This window comes from Chryseobacterium manosquense, assembly GCF_014623485.1.
Taxonomy (GTDB): Bacteria; Bacteroidota; Bacteroidia; order Flavobacteriales; family Weeksellaceae; genus Kaistella; species Kaistella haifensis.
Genome location: NZ_CP060203.1, coordinates 1,221,680 through 1,237,222 on the forward strand (window position 1 = coordinate 1,221,680; position 15,543 = coordinate 1,237,222).

Consider the following 15,543-nt stretch of genomic DNA (forward strand, 5'->3'; position numbering starts at 1 on the left):
AATCTTTATGATGTAAACTTCAATCCCGCTAATAGAAATACTGTGTTGAACTAAACCTCCGGTAGCTTTTTCCATTCGCCGTTTTAGTAACTTTGTTTTTATTAACCTTTTAAAAACTCATGAAATGGCTACAAAAAAAATCTCCGGAGGATTTAAGGACAAACAAATTCCTGAACCGTGCCTCGAGCGAAGTTAACGGTTTTGCCGAACTTCTGCAACGCTTCGAAAGAAATATTTCCATCCTGGGCAGAAGCAAGCGTACCTTCGACAATTATTCCCGTCACGTTGTAGCCTTAGCGCTTCACTTCGGTAAAGCCCCTACCGAATTAGAACCGGAAGACATCAAAGATTACCTTTTTGAACTTCAAAAGCGATCAAAAAACCCCTTCTCAGTCGTACTTTAAACATACCGTTTACGGACTGCGGTTTTTGCTGAAAACCGAAGGCTTGCCTTACAGCTACCTCCATCTTCCCGCGATTCCAAAGGTGAAAAAACTTCCCACTATTTTAAGCCGCGAAGAGATCTGGCGCATGCTTCAAACCGCCGAACTCCTGAAACACAAACTGCTCATCGGCCTGATCTACGGTTGCGGACTGCGCTGTATGGAAGTAAGAAATATCAAACTTCACACCCAAAACGCTGCTCAATAAATGTCGGTGCTGCAAGGAGGGAAACCTGGTAACCATTGCCGTTTTCGGGCAGCGCGGTCCGCCGCAGGACTTTCTTTTCGTCACCCAACCTTTGTCTGTAAAATAACCTTTGCGGGTAAGGGAAGCTGTGCCCTACAGCCAATAAAACCCCATAAAAACCACTTCCAAAGGCTACCAAACGCCACAAAAAAAAGCAGTCCTTCCGAAAAACTGCTTTGTGTATCTAAATTCTAAAAACGACATCCCCATAAGAGAACCATCATACTGCTGAAAAGCCACCGGAGCTTCCGTTCAACGGGCTTTCATTTCTTGTCTTGCAGACAAAACGAAAGCTTAGTTATTATGCGACGTCCTTCTATAACGCAAGATTTTGATGATTAATTTCCACATTGAATCTTACTTTCGCTCCCAATGCTTCAAAAACTTTCATTATTGTTTCAAAACGAGCGTTTTTAACACTGTTTTCTATTTTAGAAATTTGAGATTTTTGAACACCAACAAGTTCTCCGAGTTGTTCTTGAGTTAAATTTCGTTCTTGTCTTGCTTGTTTTATAGCTTGACCTAGAAGTTCAATTCGTAATTCATTTTCAAAATCATCTCTTTTTTTTGTTCCAATTTTTCCAATATGTTTATCAATCATTTTGTCAATTGAAACAGTTTCAAATTTTTTATTTTTTGTTTCCATATTTATATTGAATGTATTGTTTCCTAATTTCTTCTGCTTTTTCTATTTCTTTTTTGGGCGTTTTTTGAGTTTTTTTCATTATTCCATGAGTTGCAAGAACCATAGATTTTTGATAATTATCCCAAAAAGCAAATAATCTGTAAGAATTTGAATTGTATAAAGTTCTAAATTCCCATATCGCATCACTCAATTTTTTAAAAACCTCTTTATCGTTTGTCATTTGAGATTTTTTAATATTGAAATAAACTTTCTTACGAACTTTTTCATCTAATTCATCCAAAAATTTTTGAGCTTCTGGCAATAATTCGACGTCAAAGTTATTTTTCATTCTCTAAATTTTTCTCAAAGATAATAATTTCCCAATTGGGAAACAAATTTTGTAAAGAAAATTGTCAAACAGGATGTCGCATAACGTTCCGAGTATAGGCGAAGGAGCGGATTTCAGTCCCTGAAATCCGATTCAAGCTGTAACCCCGCCTTTTGCCAATACGATGTGCCTGTTGCACAACCTCTTTTCAAAGATACGGTAAAAAGATTTCAGAAATAGAAAATGTGGTTATAAACGGGTTTAAAATATTGAAAATCAATTGTATATATCGTTTATTCTCCGTAAATTAGCGTATGCAAGGCAGAAAAACATTTGAACCGAAAATCTTCTACGAACTCAGCCTGGAGGGGCTCGTTCCCCAGGATGATTTCTACCGTAAAATCAGTCAGGAAGTACCCTTTAGCTTCCTCTACAAGTCAACCTCTCATTATTACGGCCGTTGCGGGCAGGACAGCATCGATCCTGTGGTCTTTTTCAAGATACTGTTAGTGGGCTACCTGAACAATTTAAACAGCGACCGCGCCTTGCTGCGGTTCTGTTCAGACAGCCTCTCCATCCGCCTTTTCCTGGGCTACGACCTGGATGAGGAGCTTCCGTGGCATTCCACCATATCCAGGACGCGGGCGCTTTTCGGGGAGGAACTCTTTATGAAACTGTTCCAAAAAATCCTGAGCCTCTGCATAGAGAAAGGCATGGTGCGCGGGAAGCGCCAGGCGGTGGATTCAGCCTTCATTAAGGCCAATGCAAGCATGGACAGCCTGGTTGAAAAGGAAGTTTTGGAAGACGCTTCAGCGTTTGTGGAGGAACTGGAGGAGAACAGCGAGTACAAGGTAACTTCGGCCCGAAAGAAACTTGTAGAACAGCACCACGCCTGGAAGGAAAAAGAATACAAAGACATGCCCGGAGCCAGCAAAAACGAGGACAGGAGGGACGAGGACGGCAACCCGCGGCGTCCCAAGTTCCTCTCCAATCATACCCATTATTCTCCCACGGATCCGGATGCCAAAATCTCGGTAAAACCGGGCCAAGCGAGGCAGCTCAACTATGCCGGACAGATAGCGGTGGACGACAAATATCATGTTATCACGGGAGCCTGCGCGAGCACGGCCGGCAGCAAGGACAGTGCAATCATGCACGAGATTATGGACCGCATGCTGGAAAACCTGGAACAGCACGGCATAAGGACGGAGGAAGCATTGCTGGATGCCGGCTACAGCAGTGGCGAGAGCCTGGAGTATTGCGAAAAGAACGGCATCAATGCGTTTATCCCGAACTTCGGGCAGTACAAAGCGGAACGGGAGGGATTTGAATTTGTAAAAGGAGAAACGCAGGAGGAGGATCATTACCGCTGCACTCAAAAAGGCGGCAACGGAGCTGTCTTACAGTTCAAGAGAATCCTCACCGACAGCAAGGGCTACCAAAAGAAGAGCTACCGCAGCAGCGAGCGTGACTGTAAGGACTGTCCGCTGCGTGCCCAGTGCTGCGGCAGGGTAACTAAGTTCAAGAAGATAGAGGACAGTATCCACAAGCCGCTCTACGATGCGATGCACGAGAAGCTGAACAGGGACAAAAACTACACACGCTTCCTCACCAAACGCCGCAGCTCCACGGTGGAGCCGGTGCTGGGCACGCTAATCAACTACCACAGCATGAAGAGGGTCAACACGCGGGGCATGAAAAACGCCAACAAGCATGTTTTAATGGCCGCTTTGGCTTACAACCTGAAGAAGTACCTGAAGTTTATCTCCCGGAAACCAAAAAGCAATGCCCAGATTATGCACCTTCCGGAAGGGATACTCCGGCTTTTTCTAAACCGGTTCCACAGTTCGCTGATCACTTCAATTTAAGCCACCCGAAAACCTCAGCTCCTTTGCCCGACAAAAATAGAAACCTCCCTTAAATCGCTTTAAAGGAGGCCGTTTTTTATGCTTTTACTTTGGAAATTACTGAAAATGTGGAGTTGTGCAACGGTTACCGATGTTGAACTAAACCTCCGGTAGCTTTTCCCATTCGCCGTTTTAGTAACTTTGTTTTTATTAACCTTTTAAAAACTCATGAAATGGCTACAAAAAAAATCTCCGGAGGATTTAAGGACCAACAAATTTCTCAATCGTGCTTCGAGCGAAGTTAACGGTTTTGCCGAACTTCTGCAACGCTTCGAAAGAAATATCTCCATCCTTGGCAGAAGCAGGCGTACCTTCGACAATTATTCCCGTCACGTTGCAGCCTTGGCGCTTCATTTCGGTAAAGTCCCTACCGAATTAGACCCGGAAGACATCAAAGATTACCTTTTTGAACTTCAAAAGCGATCAAAAACCCCTTCCCAGTCGTACTTTAAACATACCGTTTACGGACTGCGGTTTTTGCTGAAAACCGAAGGCTTGCCTTACAGCTACCTCCATCTTCCCGCGATTCCAAAAGTGAAAAAACTTCCCACTATTTTAAGCCGTGAAGAAATCTGGCGATTGCTTCAAACCGCCGAACTCCTGAAACACAAACTGCTCATCGGCCTGATCTACGGTTGCGGACTGCGCTGTATGGAGGTAAGAAATATCAAGCTTCAGCATTTGGATTTCGACCGGAAGATGCTGCTCAATAAATGCCGGTGCTGCAAGGAGGGAAACCTGGTGACCATTGCCGTTTTCGGGCAGCGCGGTCCGCCGCAGGATTTTTCTTTTCGACACCCACCCTTTGTCTGCGAAATAACCTTTGCGGGTAAGGGAAGTATTGCTCTACAGCCAATAAAACCCCGCAGAACCCACTTCCAAAGGCTACCCAACGCCACAAAAAAAAGCAGTCCTTCTGAAAAAACTGCTTTGCACCTCTAAATTCTAAAAACGACAACTCCATAAGAGGAACATCATACTGCTGAAAAGCTACCGGAGCTTCCGTTCAACGGGCTTTCATCTTCTGTCCTGCGGACAAGACGAAAGCTTAGTTATTATCTGTAGTTGCATTTATTTATTTATTCATTAATTATTCCGTAAATAACGTGATTTTGATACTCTCCATTTTTGCAAGTATGACAAAGCAAAACGCCTTCTTTTTTCATACCTGCATTTTGCATAACTTTTCCCGAAGAAGTATTAAAATCAAAATGGGTAGCAAAAATTCTCTTTAAGTTTAAAGTTTTGAAACCAAAATCAATTACGGCTTTTACAGATTCAGTTGCATATCCTATATTCCAGAATCTTTGGTCAATCCAGTAACCAAGTTCTGCTTTGTTAAAGCGTTTGTCAATTCCTAAATCAATTCCACCAATAATTTCTTCACTATTTTTCAAGCGAATTGCAAAAACATATTGATTTTCATTAATAAAACCTTCTTCTGATAATCTTAACCAAAATTCGGCACTTTTATCAGTATAAGGTGAAGGTATATTTACTGTATTTTTTGAATAAACTTCACTATTCAGGATTTCAGTAATTTTTTTTAAATCACTATTTTTAGGTTGGTTTAGAATAAGTCTTTCTGTTCTTAATTCTGGAAATTTCGTTTTATCCACGGGTTTTTTTTTGCAATTATAGATAACGGAAAAAGTATTTGCGAAGGGCGGGCTAAATTGGACGAAAAGGTCAATTTAAACTGAACTGAACAAAAAACTTTTTCCTTTTGCTAATATACAAAAATTGTAAAAGGAAAAAGTTTTTTGTTGCTAAATGCAAAAGGTAGTTCTATTATAACTTCAACCCCGCTTTTCGCAAATAATATGTTATCACAATATTTCAATTCTGTTGTTCAAAATTCTCTGTAATGCCTATTAAATAAAGATTTGTGTTTTTTCTTTCTGCAAACTAAAGTAAAAAAAAGTAAAGAAAATAACGATTTGTTCTACCAAAAGTTCTACCTTTGTATTAGGTTGCATTGAGATACTTTGAACACTTTTCAAGACCTCTCATTCCCTTGCTTCCGTTTTCAAATTTAGTTTAAACTTTTCAAAACACAAATCTTATGGCATCAGTCAAATTTATCCTCAGAACAGACAAAACCGACAATAACGGTTACTGCCCGATTTACATCATCCTGATTAAGTACCGCAAGAAAAAATATGTTTCAACAGGAATTAAAGCCAAGGAAAGCCAATGGGATGACGAACAGAAAAAGGTTAGAAAAAACTTTCCTAATTCTGCAAGAACAAACGCACTTCTTTTACAGAAATTAGCAGATGCTTCGGGAACTGTTGCCGATATGGAAAGAAAGTCAAAATCCGTATCTGCAAGAAAACTCAAAGAAGCCGTAAAAGGAAAGGGAGCACAGAATTACTTTGCTTATGCCGAAGACAGATGCGAAAAAATCAAGGGGACAGTTTCTGCAAGAACCTACAAAGCCTACAAAAGCAGTCTGAAAAAATTTGAAGAATTTACCAAAACTAAAGATGTAGATTTTGATGATATCACAGTGACAATGCTAAAAGATTATGTGAATTATTGTAGTAATACCCTAAAAAATTCAAATACTACGATTAAATATTCGTTGGTGATTTTGGCGATTTTTTTCAAGGAAGCCATAAACGAGGAGTTGGTAGATGCAAACCTTTATCCGTTCAGTAAAATAAGTATCAAAAGAGATCCAAGCAAAAGAAGTTTCCTCAGCAAAACCCAGTTGGAAGAATTTAAAAAGTATGAAGTAAATCAAGAGAGTAAAGCACCGATTGTAAAGGATATGTTTTTATTTTCGGCGAATGCAGGAGGTTTGAGATTAAGCGATGTTATCGAATTGACTTGGGAAAATGTAAATTTTGAAGAAAACAAAATCAGAAAGCAAATCAGAAAAACAGGCAGAACGCACAGTTTTAAATTTGGAAACTCTGCTTTGACAATACTAAACAAATACAAACCCAAAGAAATCAATCCAAAACATTTCGTATTTCCTATGCTTGAAAACGGTTCGCCCTACTTCGAAAACGATGCTTACAGATTAGCGGAAGTTGGCAGATGCACTTCGCTTTGCTCACTGCATCTTTCCGCAATCGGAAAAAAGATGAAACTTCCTTTTCCTCTGTCTTTCCACTTGGCAAGACACACTTATGCAACACAGGCACTGAACAACGGAATGCGAATAGAACACGTTTCAAAACTGATGGATCACACCGATATTGGCACCACACAGATTTATGCAAAAATCATTTCCCAGGAATTGGACGAGGCTGTTGAAAAGTATATGAATTAGAAAAAAAATGTTGAAAACTCAATGCTCTGTATTTCAGTACGGAGCATATTTTTTTTCTCAAGATATGAAACTTAACTTAAAAAATTTGCTTTCATTTTCCTAATTTAGCATTATGATGAAAAACACAGAAAAAGCAAAATAAATCGCAAAAAAAATTGATAATATTTGCCAAATATCACTCTGATGCTTCTAATCTGCAATAATCAAGTAATTTGTGAACTGAATAATATTTTCGGCTATGTCGGAAAAATATCAACTAAAGGAAACAGCACCTTTCGTGCAATTTTCGTCCGTAAAAGTTACGGATGCATTTAACGATTTATTTGATATTGAAGCCATACCAAAACAAAGTTTGGAAGATTACTGCCAACAGATTCTAAACAAAATTTTTTCCCTTCCTTTAAAAAACATACCAGCATTTATTGCACACCATTGTAATTTGGTGAAGAAACCTCTGTTGTGGCTCAATAAATTTGAGAAACTAATAGAATTGAATATCGAACTCTTTTCGGGCACAAGAAACCAAAGTAGACTTTTAAAAATTTATACCTGTCTTGAAACCAAAAGAGAAAAATTGGAATCCCAGGATATTGATGAAAACAAAATCAAACCTGCCAAAAAATATATCAATGCTGAAAGTGAGGAACGTTATTTTTCATTTTATGAAGTCCAAAAAGAAGTGGACCGTATTTCAACAGATCGGGAAAAAATATTATTTCTGACTAGAGAAAAATTTGCATACGAACGGGCAATCATAACAGTTCAATACCTTCAATTACCACTTTTTCCAAAAGAATGTGATAAACTGATCAATGAAATAGAAACATTGGCAAAACTACAGGAAGAAGAAAAGTCCACCGAATTATCAGAAAAGTCCACAGTGGACTTTTTTAAAAAAGTAAAAACCAATCTGAAAGTCAATCAGTTAGTTGATGTTTTTATTCAGTTGCAACGAGAATACTTCGTGGACTCGCGTCCTGCCATTGAAGCAGAAAACAGCGAAATAGTGCAGTTGATATGTAATAATTTCACAGATAAAGACGGAAATCCGATAAGTCCACAGACTGTCAAAACGATAATGATGCCTTCCAAACCCGAGAAGCGACCTAAAGGCTCTAATATTGTGGACATTAGCAAACATTTTTAAAATTATTTAGTCCACGTGGACTAAATAAAGACCAAAAGACTTTTTCTAATTATACACCTTTGCTTCATATTCTTAAACCCAAAAATATTATGGAAGCAATTATTATATCCAAAGAGCAGTTTGATGGTCTAATCTCAAAAATTAATGAGATTCACGAAAAACTTAACGCTAAGACAGCACCAAAACAGGAAGTATTCCTGGACAATGAAGAATTAATCGCAATGCTGAAAATCTCTCGCAGAACTGCACAGACTTGGCGTGATGAAGGCAAAATTTCTTTTTCTCAGGTAGGCAGTAAAATCTACTACAAACTGTCTGATGTTGAAAAAACAATGCAGGATCACTACAACAAATCCTTCGCAAAAAAGTGAATAACACTTTTCTATGCACTGAAAAAACCAAGCCCTCAAATTCAGTGAGGGCTTTTCTCTAAAATCTAACTTCTAAAATCTAACTTCTAACAAAATGAAATCCACCATATTCAAAAACTTCAAGGAAGTAACCGAACAGAAAGATATTCTGAAAATCCTTTCCGATATCAAAACGGGAGTATACCAAAATGCAATCACCTATTTAAGAAAATCCCTAGCCGACGATAAAAAGGAAGCCGCAGAAAGAGCCAAAAAATAACTTCCGGCATTTACACCCAGTGCAACATTTAACGGCGGCAGAAAAATGGAATTCCTTACCAATTACAATGCGTTAATGGTATTGGATATAGACAAACTCGAAAAAGAAAAAATGCAACAGTGCAAAACCAAAATCAGAATGGATGATTTTGTATTTGCTTCATTTGTAAGTCCTTCCGGAAACGGACTGAAAATTTTCGTGAAAGTTTCATCCGATAAAGAACAGCACAAAGAAACTTTTTTGGAGTTGCAGCGATATTTCGAAGAATTATTGGAGGTAGAAATCGATAAATCCAGTAAAGACATTACCCGGCTTTGCTTCTTTTCTTACGATCCTGAATTATACCTGAACGAATATGCAGAAGTCTTTGCTGATGATCCGAAAATAGAATATTGTCATTCCGAGCAAAAGCGAGGAAACTCAAAACATCAAAATAATCCGCAAGCGGATTATGATGTTTTGTATGAGCACGCAGTCCGCTTCACCGAAAAGAAAATCCAGTTTACATAAGGCAACCGCAATAACTTCGTTTTTGCTTTGGCCAACAATCTGAACCGCAAAGGAATTTCAGAATCAATGGCTTTAGGCTACATTTTAGCGGATTACGGCTATGACGCAAAAGAAGTTACAACCGCCGTTCAAAGTGCCTACCAAAATACCGCAGAACATAATACTGACACTTTCCAACCGAAAACAAAATCTGGTCAATCTCTGCAATCTGTGAACGTTAAATCAAATTCCGGTGAATCGTCCACGACCAAAACCAATGACGGCAATTTTTCTGATGACGAGGAAGAACAACCTTCCTATATCGACAAACTGGAAATGTTCCTTAACAATCGTTACAACTTCAGATATAATACAGTTCTAGGAAAATTGGAATTCAAAACACTAAAAGCAACCAAATGGAAACCCATGACTGATTTTTCTGAAAACTCAATCCTTCGTGAAATCCTGAAAGCCAAAGTAAAATGTAGTATAAATTCCTTACGCAATTTACTGCATTCCGACTACTGCGAAATGTATGATCCGTTTGAAGATTACTTCAACAATCTGCCTGAAAATTCTGATGAAACAGACTACATTGAACTGCTTGCAGACACCATAACCACTACAAAACAGGATTTATGGAGAGTGTGTTTCAAAAAATGGTTTGTTGCGATGGTTGCCTGTGTTCTCGATGAAAAGCAAGTCAATCAAACGGTTATCGTATTTTCAGGGAAACAGGGTTTGGGAAAAACAACGTGGATAGAAAAACTGATGCCGCAACCATTGAAAGAATATATCTTTTCCGGGACCATAAACCCGAGTAATAAAGACACCTTAATTCACTTAGCAGAATGTATGTTAATCAATTTGGACGAACTGGAAAACCTCAATAAAACCGAAATCGGTTCCCTTAAAGAAATCATCACAAAAACCCACATCAGAATGCGAAAAGCCTACGGGCACAACAATGAAAATATGCCAAGACGAGCCAGTTTTGCAGGAAGTGTAAATACTTCACAATTCTTAAACGATACAACCGGCTCACGCCGTTTCCTTTGCTTCGAAGTAGAAAATATCGAATACACCCATAATATTGATATCAACAAAGTGTATGCTCAGGCAGTATCACTCTACAAATCAGAATTCCGCCATTGGTTCAATCAGGAAGAAATCAAAGAGATTAACGCCAACAACGAACAGTATCAGTTAAGAAGTCCGGAGGAAGAATTGTTGCTTACTTGGTTCAATGTTTCTGACAAAGAAAATGCTAATGCTTTTCTGAACACAACTCAAATAGCCGTTAAATTGGCTGAAAGAGCAAAACTGAATATCACAGATGGTACGGTTCACAAACTCGGGAAAGCACTCAAAAAACACCAGTATTTAAGAATCAAAAAAAGCGGATCTTATGTATATGCTTTACAGGAAAAAACATTTGATGAAGTTGAAATAGAAAACCTTGCAATGCTGAACTCAATTTCAAATAAAGAAACCGAAACTCAAACTAAATTTCGATTTCAAAATGACAATTAGAATTCACAAAAATGGGTGAAGTTTCCAACTTCACCATTTTTCTTTCAAATCATCGGGTAAGTTGGGTAAGTAGTTTTTTTATAAAAACTTGTTTTATTTTTTTCTGCGAAAAAAAACCTGCAACATATGGTAAAACCAACGCAAACCACCCTTACTACTTCCTTAGTTTTTATTCAAATCATCGTATAAAATAGTTTTTTTTGTAAAGAAAAATTTTTATTTTTTTTTACTGAAATTCTCTTACCCATCTTACCCGAAATTACATTGCTTTATTTTTTTATCTTTTGCATATTTATTATATTTACACTTTTACAAAAAAAGCGACAACCATCCCTTTAATATGTTAATAAATCAATCTTTTATATCTGAAATTAAGGCCATTATTGCAAGTTCAAAAGACAAGGCAATACGTGCGGTTGATAATCAACGAACGTTAATGTATTGGCAAATTGGGAAAAGAATCTTTGAGGAAGAGCAAAATGGGAAAGACCGTGCAGATTATGGCAAATATCTAACGGAATATATTTCTAAAGAATTGGAGCCACAATTTGGAAGTGGCTTTTCTAAAAGGCAAATAGAATTATTCAGGCAATTTTACAGAATGTTTCCAATTGCGAACGCACTGCATTCGCAATTGAGTTGGACACAGTATAAATTTCTTCTAAGAGTTGAAAATCAAGAGCAAAGAGAGTTTTACATTGCAGAAACAGTGAAAAATAACTGGTCCTCAAGACAACTTGAAAGACAGGTGTACTCCAATCTTTATGAAAGACTTTTGGTAAGTAATAACAAAGAAGATGTTTTAGCCGTTGCAAGAAACGAAAAACAGCCTTCTGATGCCAAAGAAATTATTAAAGATCCAATGTATTTGGAATTTCTTGGTTTGAAGCGGGAAGCGTCTTACTATGAAAAGGATTTGGAACAGGCAATTATTACCCACTTACAGGAATTTCTTTTAGAACTGGGCAATGGCTTTTCATTTGTGGCACGACAGAAAAGAATTCACATTGATGGCGACGAGTTCTTTGTGGATTTGGTATTCTACAACCGCTTGCTTCAGTGCTTTGTAGTTATCGAGATAAAAACCGATAAAATGACTCATCAGGATATTGGTCAACTTCAAATGTATGTCAACTATTACGACCGTATTGAAAAAACGCCAGCGGAAAATCCAACAATCGGAATCCTGCTTTGTGCCGATAAAAATGACACAGTTGTAAAATTCACACTTCCGGAAAACCAAAAACAAATTATTGCGAGTAAATACGAACTCTATTTGCCAACTGAACAGCAATTGCTGGATGAAGTAAGCAAAGAACTTGGAAATTTTGAAGATAATGAAGAAGAAAAATAATAATCAAATGAAAGTCGTAGATTTCTTTTGTGGTGCTGGCGGTTTTTCAGAAGGCTTTCGACAAATGGGTTTTAATATTGTACATGGTTATGATTATTGGAAACCTGCAGTAGATACTTACAATTACAATTTTGAATTAAACTGTACCTCAAAGAATATACAAGAGTTTTGGGAGTCAATTGAGGAGATAAACAAGGTTGAAAATACGGAAGTTATTATAGGAAGTCCGCCTTGCGTTAGTTTCTCAAGTTCAAATAAGTCGGGGAAAGCCGACAAGTCCCTTGGAGTTAGACTAACAGAAGCCTTTTTAAGAGTAGTTGCAGTAAAAAAATACCAGCCTAACTCTATACTAAAGGCTTGGTTTATGGAAAATGTTGTAAACTCGAAAAAGCATCTAAAAGAACAATATAATTTTATTGATTTGAATCTTAAAGAATGGGCAGAGGAAAACAATCTTAATCCTTTGCAAATTGCAATTGATTTGACCAATAATACCACAGTAATTAATTCAGCAGATTATGGTTCAATACAAGCGCGTAAAAGACTGATTTCGGGGGAAATAATTAGAAATAATCAATTAGTCATTCCTGTGCAAACACATAATTCTGATGGAAAAGATAGAAAAAAGAAGTACAGAAAACTAAAGGATTTACTGCAATGTTTCCCAACACCATTTAGCGAGAAATCGGATAATCTCATTTCGGACATTCAATATGATTTGAACCTTGCGCAATCAAAGATTACCGATCATTTTTACGATAGCGGTATTTATGAATCAGAATGGTCCCTGTCAAAATTTTGGAAAACTAATCATCCTTTTATGGGTAAAATGTCATTTCCAGAAAACCAAGAAAAACCAAGCAGAACTATTACAGCAACTAAAATCGCAAATTCAAGAGAATCAATAATTTACAAAACAGAAATTGCCAGAATTGGTGATGGTGAATATAGATTGCCTACAGTAAGGGAAGCGTCGATAATAATGGGATTTCCAATTACTTATCAATTTGTAGGTTTAGAAAGTAGTAAATGGCGACTTGTTGGAAACGCGGTTTGTTGTTCGGTTTCCAGAGCGTTTGCTACACAAGTTTTACAATCTGAAGGTTTACCTGTTCCAAGAAAGTTGAATGTGCGAGAAAGCTTTGATGAAAAAAGAGTCTTAAATCTTAATAATTATTTGCAAAAAGAATTTCTCAATCCTCCGCAAAAGAAAAAGGGATCCAGGTTTAGAAGACACGCAATTAAGGAGGGAAATCTCACGGTTACTTTATCCAATTATGATATTGAGGAGGGAAAACAGACCAATGGTAAATGGTACACGTCTATTCAGTATGGCACAGGTGACGGATTCCCAATTCAAAAAATCAACAATAATTATTTTTTAAAAATCGAAGATTTAATTAGAAAAGAAAAAAACGGAGAAAAATTTTTAGGAATTATAAACAACGGTTTTTCAGAAAAAATTCCTTCATCAAAAATTTTACAAAATTTATACGAAAAACAAATACCTGGAGAAGAGTATCATAATCCAATATTATTAGTCGATAAAATCAAAACAATATTGAATGATTTAGATATTAAAAAAGATATTCAATTTGAAAATAAGAATAAGGTTTTCAAACACAAATCTCGTGTGCCTTTGAGGCAACTATTTGCCTTGTATGCTATTAACAAAATATCTACTACGGCTAATCAAACGTAATTTTTATGCCAGTCCAATTCTTTCCTTCAAATCCGGTAGACTCATTAGAAAATATCATCTTAAATGAAGATGGTAAACCTTTATACGGAGAAATTGACACATATAGGCAGTTATATAAAGATTTATCAGAAAGTGACAAAGATTGGCTTGTTTGGTATGATTTAAAACTTCCAAATCATTCGGACAATTTTAACTACTATAAGAAAACAAGTTCTCAAATTGATTTTTTAATAATTTGTGAAGAAGGAGTTCTTGTATTGGAAGTAAAAGGTGGTGCAATCTCCACAAAGGAAAGTTCATTTTTCTACGGTAAAAATTTTGATACCGTAATGAGACAAAATCCATTTAAACAGGCTGAAGGCTATAAACATACTTTAAAAGATTTGATTTTAAACAATTTAAAAGATTGTTTTTTTTGCGAAGCTGTTGCATTCCCTCACGTAAATTATGCATTTGAGTCAAAAATTTTTGATAAAAATTTACTTTGGTCAATAGCGTCCTAAATAAAAAAAATAAGAAGGAATTAGAGTAACTCAAAGTACCTTTGAGGTTGCACAACAAAAAAACCTTCTTATGGACTCAAAATTAACATTATTTTCTCAGATTATTTCAAAAATAGACCGAGTAATTTTCAAAAAAATAGTCAAAGAAAGAAAGACCGATTACCGAAATAAAGGATTCGATAGTTGGACCCATTTAGTTTCTATGCTTTTCTGTCATTTTGCGAAAAGCACCTCGGTACGGGATATTTCCAATGGACTTCGTAGCGCAACGGGCAACCTCAATCATTTAGGAATAAAAACTGCACCTTCCAAATCTTCCATCAGTTACCAAAATGGGAAAAGAGATGCAGACTTGTTCAAAGATTTGTATTTCATATTATTAGAACATTTAGGACAGCACACCAAACAAAAACGAGTAAAGCTGAAAATAAAAGTTCCCGTTTATCTATTAGATTCCACTCTTATTTCCCTGTGTCTTTCTTTATTTGATTGGGCAACGTATCGCACTAAGAAAGGAGCTGTAAAGATGCATACCTTGCTTGAATACGATGGGAAACTTCCGGTTTATGTGAATATTACCAAAGGAAGCGTTGCGGATAATAAAGGGGCTGAAAACATTCCCTTAGAGAAAGGTGCGGTGATTGTAGCCGACCGTTTTTACAACGATTTTCCGATGCTTTCTATTTGGGACAGCAAAGGTGTTTTTTTTGTAATCAGGCATAAGGAAAACCTAAAATTTGAAACTTTACAGGAACGAGAACTTCCACCAAAAGGAGCGCAAAACATTTTGAAAGACGAAGACATAATCCTTTCAAACCCTATTTCAAAAGAAAAATACCCTAAAAAATTAAGAAGAGTGGCGGTTTGGGACGATGAAAACAAGCAAACTATCGAAATTATCACCAATAATTTCACTTGGGCAGCTTCCACCATTGCAGAACTGTACAAACAAAGGTGGCAGATTGAGATTTTTTTCAGAGACATCAAGCAATTGCTTCATATCAAAACATTTATCGGAACATCTGAAAATGCAGTTAAAATACAAATTTGGACGGCTCTAATTACCATTCTTATCCTAAAATACCTAAAATCAATCGCAAAATATCCTTGGCAATTATCAAATCTAGTAGCATTTATCCGACTGAATATTTTTGTGAAAATTAATCTCCAGTATTGGCTCGACAAACCTTTTGACCAACCACCTGAATCTCAAAAAACATATTATCAAGGGGTTCTTTTTGAAAATCTATAGAAAATTCCGCTTAAAGCCTATCTATATGTGCATAAAATATATCTGTTTTTTTATTTAGGACAGTATTGTACTTTGGTCAAGTTACTGTGCACCAAATTAT

General features: G+C 36.9%; 16 protein-coding genes and 4 pseudogenes. 16 read left to right on the forward strand and 4 right to left on the reverse strand.

Translation table 11 applies throughout. The annotated features are described in order from the left end of the window. Positions 1–152: 152 nt before the first annotated feature. Positions 153–284: a hypothetical protein gene (locus H0S70_RS14440; RefSeq protein WP_262891157.1), complete on the reverse strand. Its 132-nt coding sequence runs from the start codon at positions 282–284 to the stop codon at positions 153–155. Between H0S70_RS14440 and H0S70_RS14155 the strand changes: the two genes are divergently transcribed. From H0S70_RS14155 to H0S70_RS14685, 3 genes and pseudogenes are all read left to right on the forward strand, one after another. Continuing rightward, positions 243–404, forward strand: a complete 162-nt coding sequence (locus H0S70_RS14155) for a phage integrase N-terminal SAM-like domain-containing protein (RefSeq protein ID WP_262891144.1) — start codon at positions 243–245, stop codon at positions 402–404. The genes H0S70_RS14440 and H0S70_RS14155 overlap by 42 nt on opposite strands. Beyond that, a complete protein-coding gene (locus H0S70_RS14160) occupies positions 358–651 on the forward strand; it encodes a site-specific integrase (RefSeq protein WP_228453798.1) in 294 nt (97 codons plus the stop codon). Before H0S70_RS14155 ends, H0S70_RS14160 begins: the two co-directional genes overlap by 47 nt. Continuing rightward, positions 632–757 (forward strand): annotated as a pseudogene (locus H0S70_RS14685) (IS91 family transposase); the annotation flags it as partial. The gene H0S70_RS14160 and the pseudogene H0S70_RS14685, both read left to right, overlap by 20 nt. 249 nt (positions 758–1,006) lie before the next feature. Here H0S70_RS14685 and H0S70_RS05695 read toward each other — a convergent pair. Together H0S70_RS05695 and H0S70_RS05700 are read right to left on the reverse strand one after the other, a co-directional pair. Next, complete coding sequence (locus H0S70_RS05695) at positions 1,007–1,336, reverse strand: helix-turn-helix domain-containing protein (protein WP_188322011.1); 330 nt, start codon at positions 1,334–1,336, stop codon at positions 1,007–1,009. After that, on the reverse strand, positions 1,320–1,664 hold the full coding sequence (locus H0S70_RS05700) for a type II toxin-antitoxin system RelE/ParE family toxin (RefSeq protein WP_031501764.1): 345 nt from the start codon (positions 1,662–1,664) through the stop codon (positions 1,320–1,322). Before H0S70_RS05700 ends, H0S70_RS05695 begins: the two co-directional genes overlap by 17 nt. Before the next feature lie 293 nt (positions 1,665–1,957). Here H0S70_RS05700 and H0S70_RS05705 point away from each other — a divergent pair, with 293 nt between their 5' ends. The 3 genes and pseudogenes from H0S70_RS05705 to H0S70_RS14695 form a co-directional block, all read left to right on the forward strand. Then, positions 1,958–3,511 (forward strand): IS1182 family transposase, encoded by a 1,554-nt coding sequence (locus H0S70_RS05705; protein ID WP_188322012.1) that lies wholly within the window; start codon positions 1,958–1,960, stop codon positions 3,509–3,511. A 207-nt stretch (positions 3,512–3,718) separates the two neighbouring features. Beyond that, positions 3,719–3,970: pseudogene (locus H0S70_RS14690) on the forward strand (phage integrase N-terminal SAM-like domain-containing protein); the annotation flags it as partial. Positions 3,971–4,246: 276 nt separating this feature from the next. Beyond that, positions 4,247–4,370: pseudogene (locus tag H0S70_RS14695) on the forward strand (IS91 family transposase); the annotation flags it as partial. Between the two features lie 259 nt (positions 4,371–4,629). Here the strand turns inward: H0S70_RS14695 and H0S70_RS05715 are convergent. Then, positions 4,630–5,169, reverse strand: a complete 540-nt coding sequence (locus H0S70_RS05715) for a GNAT family N-acetyltransferase (RefSeq protein WP_188322013.1) — start codon at positions 5,167–5,169, stop codon at positions 4,630–4,632. Between the two features lie 446 nt (positions 5,170–5,615). Between H0S70_RS05715 and H0S70_RS05720 the strand changes: the two genes are divergently transcribed. From H0S70_RS05720 to H0S70_RS05755, 10 genes and pseudogenes are all read left to right on the forward strand, one after another. After that, positions 5,616–6,833: a site-specific integrase gene (locus H0S70_RS05720; protein ID WP_188322014.1), complete on the forward strand. Its 1,218-nt coding sequence runs from the start codon at positions 5,616–5,618 to the stop codon at positions 6,831–6,833. A gap of 238 nt (positions 6,834–7,071) precedes the next feature. After that, positions 7,072–7,980 (forward strand): hypothetical protein, encoded by a 909-nt coding sequence (locus H0S70_RS05725; RefSeq protein ID WP_188322015.1) that lies wholly within the window; start codon positions 7,072–7,074, stop codon positions 7,978–7,980. 89 nt (positions 7,981–8,069) lie between these two features. Continuing rightward, positions 8,070–8,351, forward strand: a complete 282-nt coding sequence (locus H0S70_RS05730; RefSeq protein ID WP_188322016.1) for a helix-turn-helix domain-containing protein — start codon at positions 8,070–8,072, stop codon at positions 8,349–8,351. A 94-nt stretch (positions 8,352–8,445) separates the two neighbouring features. Then, the gene (locus tag H0S70_RS14165) at positions 8,446–8,610 is read left to right on the forward strand and encodes a hypothetical protein (protein WP_228453800.1); all 165 of its coding nucleotides are present in this window, start codon (positions 8,446–8,448) and stop codon (positions 8,608–8,610) included. 12 nt (positions 8,611–8,622) lie between these two features. Further along, a pseudogene (locus tag H0S70_RS14170) lies at positions 8,623–9,120 on the forward strand (BT4734/BF3469 family protein); the annotation flags it as partial. Between the two features lie 66 nt (positions 9,121–9,186). Further along, on the forward strand, positions 9,187–10,632 hold the full coding sequence (locus H0S70_RS05735; RefSeq protein WP_228453802.1) for a VapE domain-containing protein: 1,446 nt from the start codon (positions 9,187–9,189) through the stop codon (positions 10,630–10,632). A gap of 340 nt (positions 10,633–10,972) precedes the next feature. Next, positions 10,973–11,986 carry a PDDEXK nuclease domain-containing protein gene (locus H0S70_RS05740; protein WP_168639490.1) on the forward strand — a complete coding sequence of 338 codons (1,014 nt, stop codon included), beginning with the start codon at positions 10,973–10,975 and terminating at the stop codon, positions 11,984–11,986. Beyond that, positions 11,970–13,688, forward strand: a complete 1,719-nt coding sequence (locus H0S70_RS05745) for a DNA cytosine methyltransferase (RefSeq protein ID WP_228453803.1) — start codon at positions 11,970–11,972, stop codon at positions 13,686–13,688. The genes H0S70_RS05740 and H0S70_RS05745 overlap by 17 nt, the downstream gene beginning before the upstream one ends. Before the next feature lie 5 nt (positions 13,689–13,693). Next, positions 13,694–14,191: a nuclease-related domain-containing protein gene (locus H0S70_RS05750; RefSeq protein ID WP_188322017.1), complete on the forward strand. Its 498-nt coding sequence runs from the start codon at positions 13,694–13,696 to the stop codon at positions 14,189–14,191. A 70-nt stretch (positions 14,192–14,261) separates the two neighbouring features. After that, complete coding sequence (locus tag H0S70_RS05755) at positions 14,262–15,443, forward strand: IS4 family transposase (RefSeq protein ID WP_188321076.1); 1,182 nt, start codon at positions 14,262–14,264, stop codon at positions 15,441–15,443. Positions 15,444–15,543: the final 100 nt, after the last annotated feature.